The 17,987-nt window shown below is 32.4% G+C and carries 21 protein-coding genes; 14 read left to right on the top strand and 7 right to left on the bottom strand.

The window, feature by feature from the left end:
- The 8 genes from LQ598_RS08530 to LQ598_RS08495 all read left to right on the top strand — a co-directional run bounded on the left by LQ598_RS08530 (position 1) and on the right by LQ598_RS08495 (position 6,172).
- Positions 1–1,011: a pyridoxal phosphate-dependent aminotransferase gene (locus LQ598_RS08530; protein WP_107556916.1), complete on the top strand. Its 1,011-nt coding sequence runs from the start codon at positions 1–3 to the stop codon at positions 1,009–1,011.
- A complete protein-coding gene (gene hisB / locus LQ598_RS08525; RefSeq protein WP_107536852.1) occupies positions 983–1,561 on the top strand; it encodes an imidazoleglycerol-phosphate dehydratase HisB in 579 nt (192 codons plus the stop codon). Before LQ598_RS08530 ends, hisB begins: the two co-directional genes overlap by 29 nt.
- On the top strand, positions 1,561–2,142 hold the full coding sequence (gene hisH, locus LQ598_RS08520; protein WP_107536853.1) for an imidazole glycerol phosphate synthase subunit HisH: 582 nt from the start codon (positions 1,561–1,563) through the stop codon (positions 2,140–2,142). The genes hisB and hisH overlap by 1 nt, the downstream gene beginning before the upstream one ends.
- Entirely contained in the window at positions 2,135–2,839 is a 705-nt protein-coding gene (gene hisA, locus LQ598_RS08515) for a 1-(5-phosphoribosyl)-5-((5-phosphoribosylamino)methylideneamino)imidazole-4-carboxamide isomerase (protein WP_016911683.1), read from the top strand. The genes hisH and hisA overlap by 8 nt, the downstream gene beginning before the upstream one ends.
- Positions 2,836–3,594 carry an imidazole glycerol phosphate synthase subunit HisF gene (hisF, locus tag LQ598_RS08510; RefSeq protein ID WP_107536854.1) on the top strand — a complete coding sequence of 253 codons (759 nt, stop codon included), beginning with the start codon at positions 2,836–2,838 and terminating at the stop codon, positions 3,592–3,594. The genes hisA and hisF overlap by 4 nt, the downstream gene beginning before the upstream one ends.
- Entirely contained in the window at positions 3,591–4,223 is a 633-nt protein-coding gene (gene hisIE, locus LQ598_RS08505) for a bifunctional phosphoribosyl-AMP cyclohydrolase/phosphoribosyl-ATP diphosphatase HisIE (RefSeq protein ID WP_016911681.1), read from the top strand. Before hisF ends, hisIE begins: the two co-directional genes overlap by 4 nt.
- A gap of 66 nt (positions 4,224–4,289) precedes the next feature.
- Positions 4,290–5,348, top strand: a complete 1,059-nt coding sequence (locus tag LQ598_RS08500; RefSeq protein ID WP_107536855.1) for a nitric oxide synthase oxygenase — start codon at positions 4,290–4,292, stop codon at positions 5,346–5,348.
- A gap of 14 nt (positions 5,349–5,362) precedes the next feature.
- Complete coding sequence (locus LQ598_RS08495; protein ID WP_107536856.1) at positions 5,363–6,172, top strand: prephenate dehydratase; 810 nt, start codon at positions 5,363–5,365, stop codon at positions 6,170–6,172.
- Positions 6,173–6,670: 498 nt separating this feature from the next.
- Here LQ598_RS08495 and LQ598_RS08490 read toward each other — a convergent pair whose 3' ends face one another.
- Positions 6,671–7,774 carry a glycosyl hydrolase family 28-related protein gene (locus LQ598_RS08490; RefSeq protein ID WP_107556915.1) on the bottom strand — a complete coding sequence of 368 codons (1,104 nt, stop codon included), beginning with the start codon at positions 7,772–7,774 and terminating at the stop codon, positions 6,671–6,673.
- 87 nt (positions 7,775–7,861) lie between these two features.
- On the opposite strand from LQ598_RS08490, the gene LQ598_RS08485 reads away from it, so the two are divergent.
- Genes LQ598_RS08485 through LQ598_RS08475 form a run of 3 tightly spaced genes read left to right on the top strand, consistent with a single transcriptional unit; the run spans position 7,862 to position 9,693 of the window.
- A complete protein-coding gene (locus LQ598_RS08485) occupies positions 7,862–8,410 on the top strand; it encodes a cysteine hydrolase family protein (protein WP_016911677.1) in 549 nt (182 codons plus the stop codon).
- Between the two features lie 59 nt (positions 8,411–8,469).
- A complete protein-coding gene (locus LQ598_RS08480) occupies positions 8,470–9,396 on the top strand; it encodes a manganese-dependent inorganic pyrophosphatase (protein WP_239745419.1) in 927 nt (308 codons plus the stop codon).
- Positions 9,397–9,417: 21 nt separating this feature from the next.
- Positions 9,418–9,693, top strand: a complete 276-nt coding sequence (locus LQ598_RS08475) for a GNAT family N-acetyltransferase (RefSeq protein ID WP_016911675.1) — start codon at positions 9,418–9,420, stop codon at positions 9,691–9,693.
- 596 nt (positions 9,694–10,289) lie between these two features.
- Here LQ598_RS08475 and LQ598_RS08470 read toward each other — a convergent pair.
- Together LQ598_RS08470 and LQ598_RS08465 are read right to left on the bottom strand one after the other, a co-directional pair.
- Positions 10,290–10,592, bottom strand: coding sequence for a hypothetical protein (locus LQ598_RS08470; protein WP_016912315.1), 303 nt, complete (start codon positions 10,590–10,592; stop codon positions 10,290–10,292).
- Positions 10,585–11,559, bottom strand: a complete 975-nt coding sequence (locus LQ598_RS08465; RefSeq protein ID WP_107556914.1) for a Gfo/Idh/MocA family protein — start codon at positions 11,557–11,559, stop codon at positions 10,585–10,587. The genes LQ598_RS08470 and LQ598_RS08465 overlap by 8 nt, the downstream gene beginning before the upstream one ends.
- A 118-nt stretch (positions 11,560–11,677) precedes the next feature.
- Between LQ598_RS08465 and LQ598_RS08460 the strand changes: the two genes are divergently transcribed.
- Entirely contained in the window at positions 11,678–13,057 is a 1,380-nt protein-coding gene (locus LQ598_RS08460; RefSeq protein ID WP_026023248.1) for an aldehyde dehydrogenase, read from the top strand.
- A gap of 220 nt (positions 13,058–13,277) precedes the next feature.
- Here LQ598_RS08460 and LQ598_RS08455 read toward each other — a convergent pair whose 3' ends face one another.
- The 4 genes from LQ598_RS08455 to pglS form a co-directional block, all read right to left on the bottom strand.
- On the bottom strand, positions 13,278–14,036 hold the full coding sequence (locus LQ598_RS08455) for an ABC transporter permease (RefSeq protein ID WP_103322327.1): 759 nt from the start codon (positions 14,034–14,036) through the stop codon (positions 13,278–13,280).
- Positions 14,033–14,758: an ABC transporter ATP-binding protein gene (locus LQ598_RS08450; protein WP_107537373.1), complete on the bottom strand. Its 726-nt coding sequence runs from the start codon at positions 14,756–14,758 to the stop codon at positions 14,033–14,035. The genes LQ598_RS08455 and LQ598_RS08450 overlap by 4 nt, the downstream gene beginning before the upstream one ends.
- Positions 14,759–14,963: 205 nt before the next feature.
- Positions 14,964–15,740 carry a carbon-nitrogen family hydrolase gene (locus tag LQ598_RS08445; RefSeq protein ID WP_107537372.1) on the bottom strand — a complete coding sequence of 259 codons (777 nt, stop codon included), beginning with the start codon at positions 15,738–15,740 and terminating at the stop codon, positions 14,964–14,966.
- A gap of 16 nt (positions 15,741–15,756) precedes the next feature.
- Positions 15,757–16,791, bottom strand: coding sequence for a 6-phosphogluconolactonase (gene pglS, locus LQ598_RS08440; RefSeq protein ID WP_107537371.1), 1,035 nt, complete (start codon positions 16,789–16,791; stop codon positions 15,757–15,759).
- Positions 16,792–17,267: 476 nt separating this feature from the next.
- Here pglS and LQ598_RS08435 point away from each other — a divergent pair, with 476 nt between their 5' ends.
- On the top strand, positions 17,268–17,843 hold the full coding sequence (locus LQ598_RS08435; RefSeq protein ID WP_016912308.1) for an accessory gene regulator AgrB: 576 nt from the start codon (positions 17,268–17,270) through the stop codon (positions 17,841–17,843).
- On the top strand, positions 17,840–17,980 hold the full coding sequence (locus LQ598_RS08430) for an AgrD family cyclic lactone autoinducer peptide (protein WP_016912307.1): 141 nt from the start codon (positions 17,840–17,842) through the stop codon (positions 17,978–17,980). The genes LQ598_RS08435 and LQ598_RS08430 overlap by 4 nt, the downstream gene beginning before the upstream one ends.
- Positions 17,981–17,987 lie beyond the last annotated feature (7 nt).

The raw sequence follows: 17,987 nt of genomic DNA, 5'->3' as shown, positions 1-17,987 counted from the left end.
ATGATTAGAATTAATAAAAATGAAAGTCCAATACCTGCTATGGATACAACAATTTTGAAAGACATTATATCCAATTCAGATTTTAACTTTTATCCTGATGAAGAATATGACACATTTATAAATGCATATGCTCATTATTATCAGTTGTCACCTAATCAAGTTTCAGCAGCTAATGGTTCAGACGAATGGATTCAAAAATGTATGATTGCTTTACCTGAAGGACCTGTACTAACATTAAATCCCGATTTCTTCATGTATACAGCATATGCACAACAAATTAATCGCCCTATTCATTATGTAGATGCTGAATCAGATTACACATTTTCAATTGAAAAAATTAAACATGAAATACGACGTATCAAGCCAGCATTTTTTATAATGAGTGTGCCACATAATCCGTCAGGTATCCAATACCCTAAAGAATTTTTAGAAGAAATTTCTGAATTAATGAAAGAAATCGGTGGATACTTCGTTATCGACGAAGCATATTTAGATTTCGGCGATTCATATGAAATTGAAATGCAAGATCATATCATACAAATGAGAACTTTAAGTAAGGCATTTGCGCTTGCTGGATTACGCGTTGGTATTGTGATTTCCACTGCCAAAACGATCCAAACTTTAAATAGTATTGCACACCCTTATCCTTTAAATACGTTAACTTTAAAAATAGCAACAGCATTATTTAATGATAAAAGCTATGTAACATCGCTATTAGACCGACAAAGACATTTATGTGAAAACCTAAGAAACATATTCAAAAACAATGTGAGTGACATTATTCATGTCATCCCATCGAAAACTAATTTCGTTTTGACATACGGTGAATTAGCTCCAGATTTAGGTCGATTTATACATGACAATGGATTTTTACCTAGATTTTATGACGAACCGAACATGAATCAAACTGTACGTTATTCTATAGCAACTGAAACACAACTAGAAGAACTTGAGAAAATAGTGAAGGAATGGAGAGAAAAATATGACATATCAAAAAGTAAGATCGACTAAAGAAACAGATATTAACATTCAATTACAATTTAATGATGAAACATCTCAAATCAATACGGGCGTAGGATTTTTAGATCATATGCTTACTTTATTTAGTTTCCATAGTGGCATCACTTTAAAAATAGATGTAGATGGAGATACTGATGTGGATGATCATCATACAGTTGAAGATATTGGCATAGTGATCGGTCAATTACTTTTAGAAGCCATTAAAGATAAAAAATCCTTTACTAGATATGGTTCTTTCTATATTCCAATGGATGAAACGTTAGCGCGTGTCGTAACAGACATAAGTGGTCGTCCATTCTTATCTTTTAATGCAACATTTTCTCGTGAAAAAGTAGGCTCATTTGATACTGAACTTGTAGAAGAATTTTTTAGAGCACTTGTCATTAATGCTAGATTAACAACGCATATAGATTTAATTAGAGGTGGAAACACACACCATGAAATCGAAGCAATCTTTAAAGCTTTCGCAAGAAGTTTGAAAATCGCTTTAAGCAAAGATGATTTCGATCGTATTCCATCATCTAAGGGTGTGATTGAATAATGATTGCAATTATTGATTACGGATTAGGCAATATTAAAAATATTGAACGTGCCCTATTACATTTAGGTTATGAAGCCAAATTAACATCCGACGAAACAACAATAAAAAACAGTACGCATGTCGTATTGCCTGGTGTCGGCCATTTCAAAGATGCAATGGAACAATTACAAAAAAGTGGTTTAGATAAAGTTCTCTACGAAATAAAAGATACACATAGAATTATCGGAATATGTTTAGGGATGCAAGTTCTATTTGAATTTAGTGAGGAAGGTTCTGCTAAAGGTCTCTGTCTTCTTGAAGGTAATGTCGTACCTATAGAAAGCCCCTATCCTGTTCCACATTTAGGATGGAACACTTTGCAAAGCAAACATCCACTTTTAGATGGTGATGTTTACTTTATACATTCATATCATGTGACAACTGACTTACCTATAGTAGCAACTGCTGATTATGGTCAGCCGATAACAGCAATTGTTCAGCAAAAAAATATTATAGGTATTCAATTCCACCCTGAAAAAAGTGGTGACTACGGACTTAAAATACTAGATCAAGCATTGAAAGAGGGGTTTATAAATGATTGAAATATGGCCAGCGATTGATTTAATAGATTCAACAAGTGTGAGACTAACTGAAGGTAAATATGATTCAAAGGAATCTATGCCACGAACTGCTGAAGAAGCTATCGCTTTTTATTCAAAATATGAGCAAGTATCAAGAATTCATGTTATCGATTTAATAGGTGCGAAAAATCAACAACCAACAGAAGCGGACTACATTGAACAACTCGTTAATTTAACCCATCTACCAATTGAAGTTGGTGGCGGTATTAGAACGATTGAAACGATTCAATCCTATTTTGATAAAGGCGTTGAATATATCATTGTTGGAACAAAAGGCATACAAGATTTAGAATGGTTAAAACAAGTAACAAATCAATTTCCAAACAAAATCTATTTATCTGTAGATGCATATGTTGAAGAAATTAAACTAAACGGATGGATTGATGATGCTGGTATAAACCTTTTTGATTTCATTAAAAAAATTGATGATTTACCTATTGGAGGCATTATTTATACTGACATATCTAAAGATGGTAAGCTATCTGGACCGAACTTTGAATTAACTGGAAAATTAGTACAAGCAACTTCTATTCCAATAATTGCATCAGGTGGAATAAGAAACAAAGAGGATATCGACCAACTCAACGACTTAAATGTTCATGCTGCTATAGTAGGAAAAGCTGCAAATACCGACGCTTTTTGGGAGGGTATTTCATGATTAAAAAAAGAATAATCCCCTGTTTAGATGTTAAAGATGGACGTGTTGTTAAAGGTGTGAAATTTAAAGGTTTAAGAGATATCGGTCATCCAGTTGATATGGCTGAATATTATAATAAAGAAGCGGCTGATGAACTCGTGTTTTTAGATATTTCTAAAACAGAGAACGGACATCAAATGATGCTGGATATCATTACTGAAACAGCTTCTAAACTATTCATACCACTTACTATAGGTGGCGGTATTAGTACGCTTGATGATATATCTAGCCTTTTAAATCATGGTGCTGACAAAATCTCTTTAAATTCTAGCGCTTTACGTAACCCAGAGTTTATACGTGAAGCAAGTGACAAGTTTGGAAAACAATGTATTTGTATAGCTGTTGATGCAAAATGGGAAGATGAACACCAAGATTGGTATTGCTACACACACGGTGGTAAACAACGTACAAATAAACGCACGCTTGACTGGGTACAAGAAGTTGAAAATTTAGGTGCAGGTGAATTACTTGTAACGAGTATGGATTACGATGGTGTCAAACAAGGTTTTGATCATAAGCTATTAACCGAAATAACTAAACTCGTTAACATACCCGTTATCGCCTCAGGTGGTGGCGGTAACAGCCAACATTTTGTCGAATTATTTAAAGAAACTGATGTATCTGCTGGACTTGCCGCAAGTATTTTCCATGACAAAGAAACTACGATACAAGCTGTCAAAACACATTTATCTAATGAAGGAGTGAATGTACGATGAGTCAATTAACACCTGATTTTTCAAAAGGTTTAGTGCCTGCAATTTTGCAACATTACCAAACAGGACAAGTATTAATGCTTGGATATATGAATCAAGAAGCTTATAACTTAACTGTTCAGGAAAAAGTCTGCTGGTTCTATTCAAGAAGTAAAGATCGTCTATGGAAAAAAGGTGAATCATCAAACCATATTCAACATGTTACCGACATAAAATTAGATTGTGACCAAGACACGATTTTATTACAAGTCAATCCTGATGGTCCAACTTGTCATACAGGTTCAATAAGTTGTTTTAATACAGATGAACCATTTTCTCTAGAATCTTTAGAATCAACTATCCAAGAAAGTGTCGACTCAAAAAATCCAAATTCATATACTAACTATTTACTCACTGAAGGCATAGATAAAATCACTAAAAAGTATGGTGAAGAATCATTCGAAGTTGTTATAGCTGCTATGAAGCACGATAACTTAGAACTCACTAATGAAGTAGCAGATGTACTTTATCATTTATTCGTATTACTTCACGATCGTGGTGTGAAGTTTGAAGAAGTTGTAGAAGTGTTGAAAGACAGACATAAAAAATCTGGTAATTTTAAAGGTGAACGCAAAGATATCAATAATTGGTAATATTGTCATAAATTACATATTGTCAAACGACAACAGTCGCTTATACTAGTACATAGAGGTGTAAATATGTTACTAGATAAAGCGACTGCTTTTATTATATCTATGAATAAAGAGCTCAATATAGACAAAACTCAAACTCAAAAACGAATTCAACAAATACAAGATGAGATTAATCAAACAGGTACATATACACATACTACTGAAGAACTCGAGTACGGTGCTAAAGTAGCATGGAGAAATTCTAATAGATGCATAGGTCGTCTGTTTTGGGATAAATTAACTGTAAGAGATTTAAGACATATTGATAGTGAAGAACAGTTCGTCAACTCAATTGAAGATCATATAAATGATGCAACTAATAATGGTAAGATTAAACCAATGATAAGCATATATTCTAATCATATTGAAATTATGAATGAACAGCTTATTAGATATGCAGGTTACGAAGATAAAGGAGACCCTCAGTCTATAGATACGACTAACCTTGCACATCATTTAAATTGGCAAGGCGCGCATACTGATTTTGATATACTTCCACTCATTTATCGCATAAATCAACAATCAATGAAATATCATACCTATGCCAATGACTTAATTAAAGAAGTAACAATCAAACATGATCAATTTCCACATTTAGAAAAGTTACAATTAAAATGGTATGCAGTACCGATTATTTCTAATATGGATTTAGAAATTGGCGGATTATATTATCACACTGCGCCTTTTAACGGTTGGTATATGGAAACTGAAATTGGCGTTAGAAATTTTACAGACGAGTATCGATATAACAAGTTGAAAGAAATAGCTGAAGCATTCGACTTAAATACATCAACAACAGCTAGTTATTGGAGAGATCGCGCTTTAGTAGAATTTAACTATGCAGTTTATCATTCATTTAAACAATCTGGTGTCTCAATTGTGGATCATTACAATGCATCAAAACAATTTAAAAAATTCGAAGATAATGAAAAACGTTTTAATAGAAAAGTTACTGGTAAATGGAGCTGGTTAGCTCCCCCACTTTCACCATCACTTGTACATAATTATCATAAAGGCTATGATAATGAAATGCGGAGTCCTAACTTTTTATATAGGCAAGCACAACATGGTTGTCCATTCCATTAGAAAGGAAGTCATTTATGAAGTTATATTATTTAGGGCCATTAGGAACATTTTCACATATGGCTGCATTAAAATATAAACGAGAAGAAATAAAAGAATATATACCGAAATCAAACTTATATGAAGTTGTTAAAGCAATCGAATCCGATCCACAAAACATTGCAATCGCACCAATAGAAAACTCTATCGAAGGAACAATTAACATTATCGCAGACTCATTAACAGAACAAAAAATTCATGTTATTGACGAATTACATTTAAGCATATCGTTTTCGCTATATGTAAAAAAAGGAACAAAGTTAGAAGACATCAATGAAGTTGTTTCAATTGCACCAGCTATTAATCAAACTTCTAAATTCATTAAAAAGCATAACTTTACATACCGTTATTCAGATAGTACTGTACAAAGTTTAGATGAAATAGATGAACATACAGGCGCTATTGCACCGGTTGGTTTAGAAGCAACGCATGATCAAGTCATTGCATTACAGCAAAATATAGAAGATTATCCACATAACACAACGAGATTTTTAGTGTTATCTGCACAAGAAAAGCCTGTAGAAAAAGCGACAGATAGCATCTTACTCGTAACGCCTGACCAAGATAAACCAGGTTTACTAGCGAGTATTTTGAATACATTTGCATTATTTAATATTAACTTATCATGGATAGAGTCCCGTCCATTAAAGACGCAACTTGGGATGTATCATTTCTTCGTTCAAGCAGATTGTAGTGCAGATGACGTAGAAATGAAAAAAGTTATTACAATCTTAAAAACATTAGACTTTAACGTAAAAGTATTAGGTAACTTTGATAAGCATATATAAATAAAAAAAACAGTAGAAATTCATTTTTAAAATTGAATTTCTACTGTTTTCTTTTTTAAAGTCCTTTGTTCTTTTAAGTACAAGCTCTATGTTGCAAGACTTACCAAACAAGAAATATAGAAGCTCTGTATGTTGCAAGACTCATCAAACAAGCAACATAGATGACCTGTATGTTGCAAGACTTACCAAACAAGCAACATAGAAGGCCAGAATGTTGCAAGACTGACCAAACAAGCAACATAGATGACCTGTATGTTGCAAGACTTACCAAACAAGCAACATAGAAGCCCTGTATGTTGCAAGACTGATCAAACAAGCAACATTCTCTAAAATATAGCAGTATTTTTGCGCCGACTCCTGCGGGAAGAAGGAAGTGGCTGAGACCGAGGCTCAGACCTTCCCCGAGGAAAGCGTGCGCAAAAAAAGCCTGCCAACAAGTTCACTTTAAGTGACTTTGTCGACAGACTTACTAGGACACATTATATATCCCCGCTTCTTTTATATTTGTATAAGTCTATCTACCTTATCTTTATCGATGCGCGTTAAATTCTTATTGTTCAACAGATAAATATCAGTTACTTTTATAAATTTAATATTGTCTGATATCTCATCAAAGTGGTTATTGTATATATAAATATCTTTATTCATCACTTTTTCATAGCTCTTTATAAGTATACTTTGTTTAGACTTAATATTTTTAAATGTATTGTTTTCGATGAGCAATGTTGACCCTGCTTGGCCACCTCTATCAAGTTTGTTAATATCTAATGAATATTTACCAGTAGGCACCGCCAAATAGCGTATCCCCCCTTCACAGTCAATAAAAGTATTATGAGTAACGGATGTTTCTTTAGATTTCAAAAGTGTTACAGCGAAATCTCCTAAACCTTCAAATGTATTATTGTGAATATGTATATTCTCATAAAATACATCATACATGCTCGCATGTGAACCGACCGCTCTATTCCATGCTGACATGTTTGGATCTCCTGAGTTTCCGAAATAACAATTTTCAATTAAAACATTTTTAGTTATTGTACCGTCAGTTGCGCCAAACTTAGGAAACGCACCTTCTGTTTGTATATCTATTTGGATTGCTTCACTAAACAAGCGTGTTCCACTGTCGTCACGGAATCCTAAAAATTTACAGTCATCAACATAAAAGCCGTCCAAACCACAAGCATCAATGGCATGTCCACCAACAACATTTTTAAATGTAACATTATGAATTTGAATATTTCTAGCATGGCCTATAGACATAATAGTGTTATTAGTATTATTTGTATGGCCATTTGCATCAAATGTTCCACCGATAATATTTATGTTTCCATGACCATCGTACCCATAGTATTTTTTAAATTTATGACCATTCTTTAACATTGCTGTAGGTGATTTTCTTATAAGTGTTGCTTCATCATGCAGAATAAGTGTTGTATTTTCATAAATAATTAATTCATAAATGATATGGTAAACACCTTTAGGAATATAAACAGTTACCGGACCTTTTTTAACTTGTAGCAACGCTAATTGGATACCTATCGTATCTGTTAGTCCACATTCCCCTTTTGCACCGTACCTTTTTACATTAACGATATTCATCATACTTCATAACCACCTTAATATAGCGTATACTTTCTTTATAATCATATTACACTGAAACTAAAAGATAGACAATAAGGGGGATTTTCATTGAAAAAAGCATTAATTATTGTTGATTACTCGAATGATTTCGTGGCTACCGATGGGAAACTGACATGTGGAGAGCCCGGACAAGAAATCGAACAAAACATTTATGACAAAGTAGAAGAATATAAATCAAATCAAGATTCCATTTTTTATTTAATGGATTATCATCATGAAAACGATCCTTATCATCCTGAAACTAAACTCTTTCCGCCTCATAATATTGTAGGGACTGAGGGTAGAGATTTATACAATACTTTAAAATCTCAATACGAAGAAATTCAAGATTTTAAAAATGTATTTTGGTTAGACAAAACTAGATATAGTGCATTTTTCGGTACTAACCTAGATAGTTTGTTAAGAGAAAGAAAAATAGATACCGTTGAAATCGTCGGTGTTTGTACAGACATTTGTGTGCTTCACACTGCTGTTGATGCTTATAATCTTAATTACAAAATAATAATCCCTAAAAATTGTGTAGCATCTTTCAATCAAGCTGGACATGATTGGGCACTCACACATTTTGAAAATAGTATAGGCGCAGTTGTAGAATAGACATGTTGTTCGTGTTAGAATAAAGTGACAGAATATTCAAAGCAAAAGGAGATTTTACATTGGTAAACACATTTATATTTGGACATAAGAATCCTGACACAGACACTATTGCTTCAGCATTAGTTATGGAAGACTTACAAAAAGAACTTGGAAATGATGTTCAAGCTGCTAGACTTGGAGAAATTTCTGATGAAACACAATATGTATTAGATCATTTCAAAGTTGATGCACCTGCATTATTAGAAACACCTTTAAAAGGTAAAGACGTTATATTAGTCGATCATAATGAATTCCAACAAAGTGCTGATGACATCACGGATGCAACTATTACAATGGTAGTTGACCATCACCGTATAAGCAATTTTGAAACTGGTGCACCATTATATTACAGAGCTGAACCAGTTGGTTGTACAACAACAATCCTAAAAAAAATGTATGAAGAAAATGGAATTGAAATTAAACCTGAAATTGCCGGTTTAATGATTTCAGCTATTATTTCTGATACTTTATTATTTAAATCACCAACATGTACAGAACAAGATAAAAAAGCAAGTGAAGCATTAGCTAAAATTGCCAATGCTGATTTAGAAGAATATGGTTTAGAAATGCTTAAAGCTGGTGCTTCTGTTAAAGGTAAAACACCAGAATTCTTATTAAATATGGACGCAAAATCATTCAATATGGGTGAAAAAGTTGTTCGTATTGCTCAAGTTAATACTGTAGATGTAAACGAAGTACTTGAAATAAAAGAAGATGTTGAAAATGAAATCAATGCTATTATCGCAAATGAAAAATATGATTTATTCGTATTTGTTATTACAGATATCTTAAATAGCGATTCAACAGTAATTGCTTTAGGTAAAGAACAAGAAGCAGTTGCTAAAGCGTTTAATACTGAATTAAATAACAATGTTGCAGTATTACCTGGTGTTGTATCACGTAAGAAACAAGTTGTACCACCAATTGATGAATTATTAGGTAAATAATTTATAAGGAGTGTGTTAGCAATGGAAATTAAACAAGGTACAAACAAATTTTATGTAGGTCAAACAGAAGATGATTTTGATGCAGAAATTACGTACAAAGATTTAGATGGTAAGACGCTCGTAGTTGATCATACATTTGTAGATTCATCTTTAAGAGGTCAAGGTATCGCTAGAAAACTCGTTGACACTGTAATTGATAAAGCACGTTCTGAAAATAAAGTAATCGATCCAGTATGTCCTTACGTTAAAGATGTTATGACTAAAGACCAAAGCACACACGATGTATTAAAAAATTAACAAAAAGACTGTCGACAAAGTCACTTAAAGTGAACTTGTTGGCAGTCTTTTTATTTTAAAATCGTGGAAAATATTATAAAGTTTTTTGCTATTTATCATGTGAGCCTTCACTTGATAAATTCAACGGCTCTATTTATCATGTGGACCCTGACTTGATAAATTCAATGGCTCTATTTATCATGTGGAGCTTCACTTGATAAATTCAACGCCTCTATTTATCATGTGGACCCTGACTTGATAAATTCAATGGCTCTATTTATCATGTGGAGCTTCACTTGATAAATTCAACGCCTCTATTTATCACGTGGACTCTGACTTGATAAATTCAAAATAAAATTTAACAAGTCAGAGTCCTAAATAAAATTTCATCTATTTCATAATATGATTTATTAATATTTGGTATTTTTTTAGCGCTGACTCCTGCGGGAACAGCATGATTCGAAGACTACAGGCTGAGAACATGCCCGCGGAAAGCATGCGCATAAAAAAATACCGGCAAAGTTTAATGATATGCTCCCTATTAAGTTTTCACTATTTACGTGACTACTTAACAGGGAGCATATCAAGACTGCCGTTTTCGACAGTCTTTTTATTTTCTATATTTCAGTACTTTCCAGTAACCTTTTTAACATGGATTTGTATTGAGGTTGTGCTTTCTTTTTTGTACATTCATTCATAGGTGGATATTTTAAGTCTTGTGCATCTTTCAATGTAACTTCATCGATATAGTTTGAAGCTTCTTCGTAATCATAACAACTTGGAAAAGCATATTTATGATTAAAATGATCCACTACAACTCTTGTTGTTGAGGATGGATTTTGTTTAAACGGAACAAACGTAACGATTAATATTAAAAGGATACATATAATACTTACAATCGTAAAAACCTTTTTAGACATTAAATTGAACTCCAATTTGTTTTCTTATTTCATCTAATACTTTAATTGTATCTAATGTTCTCTTATGTGTATTGATAGATGATTCTACTTTCTTTTCTTCTACACAGTTTATAAATTCTATTACTTCTTCTTTCATCGTGAATGTTGTTTCACCGTTAAATTCTTTTATGAGTTGTCCATCTTTATTAAACACTTTTATATTTGATGGTGCACTAATTTTATCAATTAGCACGTAACCATTCTCCCCTATAATTTCTGAAGGGCTTACTCTATCACATATTTTAGAATAACTAATTGTAGCTTGGAATGTATGAAAATCAAGTATTGCATTGCCTTGTCCATCTGCACCAGTATCTAATTTAAATCCATTGGCCTTAACACTATTAGGCATGCCGAACAAGTGAATGATTGGCGCTATTGTATATACACCTAAATCCATTAAAGCACCGTTACCTAGTTCTGGTTTAAAAGCATTTTCAATAATCCCATTTTTATAATTATCATATCTTGATGAATATTGATGGTAATGAAAATCTGCATAACGTATTTCACCAATATCCACATGAGCATTCGTAAACTCAACAAATGGAGCTAACAAAGTTGACTTCATAGCTTCCATAACAGTAACATTATATTCGTAAGCAAGTTTCGATAACTTCTCGAATTGTGCTTGATTTATAGTGGCTGGTTTTTCGATTAACACATGCTTGTTATTTTTAATTGCTAATTCAGCTTGTTCATAATGAAATGCGTTTGGTGAAGCGATATAAACTGCTTCAAAATTTGGTGATTTACAAAACTGCTCTAAATCTGTAAAAACTTCAGACAGTTGATGCTTTTCTTTATAGTAGTGCGCTCTTTCATCTGTACGAGAATATACAGCATACGGCTCAAATCCTTCAACTTCATTGCCATTTTCTATAAGTTTATCACTAATCCAATTCGTACCTATAAATCCAAATTTCATATTGTTTCACCTTTTCGTAATATATTTTTAAATAAAATAGAGTTTCACGTGTAAAGACTTCGCTTTTAATTATAACTATTGTTAAAATATAAACAACAGAAGTATAAAGGGGATATCAATTTTGACTATAGCTAATCAATTTGAAAACATACAATCTTTTTTTGATAGTGATGTTACAAAAGACATTAAGTTCAGAAAAAAACAATTAAGATTACTAAAAAAATCAATAAAATCAAATGAAGCTGATCTTATTGTAGCTTTACAAAAAGATTTAGGAAAAAATTCAGTTGAATCCTATGCAACAGAAATCGGTTACATTTATAAAAGTATCTCTTTCATGATAAAAGAAGTCAAGAGTTTAGCCAGTAAGAAAAATGTAAACACACCTGTTTTTCTTTTTCCAAGTAAAAGTTATACAATAAATGAACCATATGGCACTGTGCTTGTTATTGGCCCGTTTAATTATCCTTTCCAACTTGTAATTGAACCATTAATTGGTGCAATCGCTGCTGGAAACTGTGCGGTTGTTAAACCATCAGAGTTAACACCAAATGTTAGTGCCATTATTGAAAAAATAATCAAAGAAGCTTTTGAGCCTACTTATGTGGCATGTATTACCGGAGACAAAAATGTTACAGAAGAATTATTAACATATCCTTTTGACTTTGTATTCTTTACCGGTTCAACGAAAATTGGTCAAAGCGTTTATGAACAAGCTAGTAAACAACTTATTCCTGTAGCGCTTGAGTTAGGTGGTAAAAGCCCTGCTATCGTTGATAAAACAGCGAATATTAAAGTTGCTGCTGAAAGAATTGCATTTGGAAAATTTATAAATGCTGGCCAAACTTGTGTTGCACCAGATTACGTTATTATAGATGCATCTATAAAACAACAATTTATTAAAGCAATCCAATCTACAATACAAGAATTTTATAGTAAAGATGCTAAAAATAGCGCAGACTTCGGCAGAATTGTTAATGAAAGACATACTGATAGGTTAATTAACTTATTAAAAAACACTAACGGTGATGTCGTTTACGGTGGCAACTCTGACTTAAATAATTGCTATATTGATCCAACTATTATAGATAATGTTAAATATGATGATATTCTTATGGAAGATGAAATATTTGGTCCTATACTACCAATCATGACTTATGAAGCTTTTGGGGACGCTATACAATTCATTAAAAATAAACCTAAACCATTATCATTATATTTATTTAGTGAAGATGAGAATCATACAGATGAAGTTATAAGTAGAATATCATTTGGTGGCGGTTGTATAAATGATACGCTGTTACATGTAGGTAATCATCATTTACCATTTGGTGGTGTTGGTCATTCAGGTATCGGAAAATATCATGGTAAAGCTTCATTCGAATTATTTAGCAATGAAAAAAGTATCATGTTCAAAACAACTAAACTTGAAACTGGTGTGCTTTTCCCACCTTACAAAGGAAAAGGAAAATACGTCAGAGCCATGTTCAAAAAATAAAAGTAGAGTCTGGGACATAAATCCCAACTTAAAATAAATCACCCAATCCATTGGAATTATTTTCAGATTGGGTGATTTTTATATTTATGATTTTGTAAAGTGCTGACGCCCGGGGGAATAGTATGCCGCGCGCGACTACAGGCTCGAGCCATACCCCCAGGCAAGCATGCACTTTATAAAATTATTATAGTTTGGGACATTTATGTCCCCGACTCACTTTTTATTTGAAATGACTGTCTATTAATTGTTGTTGTTTATTAAACAAAGTTGGATATGATAAGAATCCTAAAATCACACTTGTCATCGTCGCAGATGTTAATAAAATAAATACGATTAATATTTGAAAGAGTACAGCTTCTAACGGATCTGCGCCTGCAATAATTTGACCACTCATCATGCCCGGCAATTGAACTAGTCCTATTGTTTTTTGCTGTTCAATTGTTGGTATAACACTTGATTGTATAGATGTAATTAACTGTTTATGAATCGCTTGTTTAGGCGTACCACCTAAACATAAAATAAGTTCGATAATGTCTTCATTTTGTTTAATTTCTGACATAAATCTATTTAAAAATAATATACTTAACACCATAGAATTCCCGATAATCATTCCACTTATAGGAATAATATATTGAGCAGTTGCTGGCGTGATACTAAATCCTATTAATATACCTTGCGTAATAATTTCAATTGCAATAAACGCTAATAATAATTTCCATGTTATGCCCGGTATTTCTAACCCTTTTTTTCTAGCATTTTGAGTAGCTGCACCAATCATGAGTATAACCATCAATAAAATGAATATATGACTATCTTGATCAAAGATAAATTGTAATATATAACCTACAATGAGCAACTGAACAAATGATCGTACAGCTGCAACGATCGTATCTTTTTCTAATCCTAATTTAAAGCTCTTAGAAATAACAATGGGTATTATGATAAAAATAAACATTAATATTATAGATGTGATGGTCATATTGATTTTTCTCCTATAACACTTTTGACATCGGTATTTTTGGAGTTTTCAATTTCTTCAACAGTATTCGTTTCCACTACTTCTCCATTTTTCATAACCCAAACATAATCGCTCATTCTTAGTGCTTGATTTATGTCGTGAGTAATCCATATCATAGTGACATTATGTTCTCGCTTAATTTTTTGAAGTAATAACTCAATCGCCTGTTTGGAGTTTCTATCAAGTGCAGAAGTCACTTCATCTAACAATATAATGCTAGGCTTATTAACAAGTGCACGTGCTAAAGATAATTTTTGTTTTTCTCCACCAGATAATTCTTTACTATTCTTATTTAAAAAAGATGTAGATAAATCAACATTTTCCAAATATTGTTCCGCTTCTTCATCTGTCATGTTTTTATTTTGAAGGATTAAAGGAAGTTCTAAATTATCTTTAACGGTTCCTTTAATCATCGTCGCTTCTTGGGAAACTAACTGGACTTTTCTACGTAATTCCATCGGATCATATGAATCAATCGTTTTACCGCTTATCACGATTTCCCCTTTTGTAGCAGATTTCAATAAGTTTATTAAAGTTAATAAAGTTGATTTCCCTGCCCCAGAAGGACCTATGATAGAAGTCAATTTCCCTTGAATGAACGCTCCATTTATTTCTTTTAAAATTTTAGAATTGTTTATTTCATATTCAACATTTTTAAATTGAACTGCTACATCACTTTCCAAACAATCATCTCCAATCATCTCAATATAGATTATCAACATATAATTGATTGTATACTTTTTCTGAAAATGTTCAATAAGACAATCAAAACTCTAGGCAAGAATGCTCAAAAAAAGACTGCCAACAAGTTCACTTTAAGTGACTTTGTCGGCAGTCTGAGATCTTTTATTTTAAGAATCGGTATTTATGTCCGAAACGCTTTACACCTCAATATAAATCCGTTCTCAAACTATTAAATATTGGGATTGCTTCTCTAATTTGTTCTTGTGCATCAAAGTCTAAATCAACAATGAGTGTCCCTTCATCATAATATAAGCTATCAATTAATGAGCCATCTGGTCCATATACTAAACTATTGCCACCAAATTCACTCTCATCACAATAACCTACACTATTACATGCAATCATATACACTTGATTTTCAATTGCTCTAGCACGTAATAAAGCTTTCCAATGATCAATTCTTGATTTTGGCCATTGTGCTGGGACAAATATAACTTTTGCATCTTCTAATGCTAAAGAACGTGATAATTCAGGGAATCTCAAGTCATAACATATAATTGTGCCCATTTCTATTTCATCTAACTGATAAACAGTAGATTTCTTTTCACCCGAAGTTAGAAAATGATGTTCATTCAACATCGGTACTAAATGAGCTTTATCGTAAGTGTTAATACAATTTCCCTCTTTATTAATAACAAGCGCTCTATTATAAATTTCGTCACCTTTTTTATAAGCGATAGATCCAGCTATAATATGCTTATTTAACGCTTTAGCTTTCTTTTTTAAAAAAGGAATGATAACATTACCCTCTTCATCAGCAAGTTGGTTCAAATCACTTAAACGATATGACGTATTCCACATCTCAGGTAGCACTGCTATGTCTATTTCTTCGCTAAGTTGGTCAAACCATTGACTAATTTTTTGCATATTTTCTTCTGGTTTTCCCGGTATTACATGCATTTGATAAAGTGCGATTTTCAAAGCTATTCACCTACCATTAAATAAATTGAACACAAACGCCTTCTGCAGCTTTTTGTTCATTTTCTATCTCTGTTAATTTACCTGTTTCTTTGTTTCTACTAAATAAAACTAAATTATATGAATGTTCATGTGCTACAACTAAGAATGAATCACTTGGTGTGATATTAAAGTCTCTCGGCCAAGTTCCACCGCTTGTAATAATTTCGACCGTTTCAATAAGAGCACCGTCACCTAAAATTTTATATACCGCAATACTATTGTGACCTCTATTTGAAACATAAATAAATTGACCGTCATGACTTAATCTGACAGCACCAACTTGTGAATTTAAGTCAAAATCCTCATGTATCGTCATTAATGTAGGACTAATCTCTGCAAATTTGCCGTTTTTATAAGACAACACTTGGATTGTATTACTTAATTCATTTACTAAATATGCATAATCACCATTTGGATGAAATGCTAAATGTCTCGGACCACTACCTGCTTGAGTTTCTAATGTTTCAACTAATTCTAGCCCTTCATCAGAAAATTTAAATGTTCTTACAGCATCTGCCCCTAAATCAACTGTTGCAATAAAATCCAAGTCTGGTGTCTGTTGTACAAAATGAACATGACTACTTTCTTGTCTTGCTTCATTTGGTCCGTGACCCTCAGCACGATAAACATCTATTAACCCGCTTATTCCACCATTTTCATGATCAAGTTTATATAGCCTAACAAGACCTGCACCATATACAGCTTCAAATAAGAATTGACCATCTTTAGAAACTGAAATATGACATCCCGTACCTTCTTGGGAAGCTAAACAATCATTGATAAACGTTAAGCTACCATCTTCATTAATTAAGAAACTTGCGACACCACAATCATCGCCATCTTTTTTAATAGCATATAAAAATTGATTATGATTCGTAACATATGTAGATGCCTCAACTTCGTAACCAACTTCAACCTTTTCGATTGTTTGATCGTTTTCATCAACATCAAATCGATATATGCCTTTACCATCCTTTTTAGTATAAGTTCCAATATAACCTTTAGTTTTCATAAAATTAAATTCCTCCCTAAATTTATCTTAAATATCATTCTACATGAAAACACTCAATAACTATAATAAAAACGCATACCTATTGGTACACGTTGAAAGATTGATTATAATATACACTAAACTTGTAGAAATTATCGACATTTAATCAAATAGGCCACTAACAACTTCTACAAGCCATTGAAAAATACCACAAATAGCATTGACGATATCGCCTGCCATAAAGGATCCCCCTTTATAATTACGATTTCTAAATTAATTTATATAATTAAATAGTCATTAATTATCTTATATTAAATATGTATATGAAATTTATATATTCCCTAAGTCGTTATTTTTAGTTCTTAACTGCATTGAAATTATGTTAAAATACAAATATATTAGAAATCTCAACAGTTAGGCATGAAAATAATACAGTTGGGCAAAAGAAGTAAAATGCTAATCAATTTGTTCTATAATTATACTGAAGGAGGGGCGCTATGTATCAACCTGTACAAACACAAATCGATAAGATTGCATTAAGTCTTCAAAATACAAATAACCTAGATCATGTTAGTTATTTAAAGGTAAAGTATGGACTAGAAGTAATTGTAGGAAATATTATGAAGACTGTAGTCATTTATGGCGCTGCCCTTCTATCCCATATATTTTTATACACACTTATTGTACATCTTAGTTATTTTGCCATTAGATATTTTGCGTTTGGCGCGCATGCAAAGTCCACATTTTTATGTACCATACAAAGCCTAATAATGTTTGTGGTCGCACCACTTATTATCGTTAATACCAACATATCGTATTGGCCATTTCTAGCGATTGCGATACTCGGTTATCTCATAATAATAAAGTACGCACCAATGCAAACAAAGAAACACCCAATATTAGGCAAGTGGCGAAAAGGTCTTAAACTTAGATCAATCATAGCCGCTACAATATTGATAATCATTTCTTTATTCATTAAAGAACCTTATCAACAATTAGTATGCTTAGGATTGGTCTTCGAAGCAGTATCACTATTACCTATATTTTACAAAGAGGAGGAAACAATATCATGAATTTATTAGCTACTTTATTCTCAAAATCAGCATCAAATTTCCTTTCATCATTCGGTGAAAAAGCGGTAATTAGAGGTTGTACAGCATTTTTAGATGAAACAGAAGTACCAGCAGAACTATTAAAAGAAAAACAATAAGTTGTCA

It is taken from the genome of Mammaliicoccus sp. F-M27 (assembly GCF_022387115.1).
Lineage (GTDB): Bacteria > Bacillota > Bacilli > Staphylococcales > Staphylococcaceae > Mammaliicoccus > Mammaliicoccus vitulinus.
This window is presented reverse-complemented; position numbering and strand designations above follow the sequence as displayed.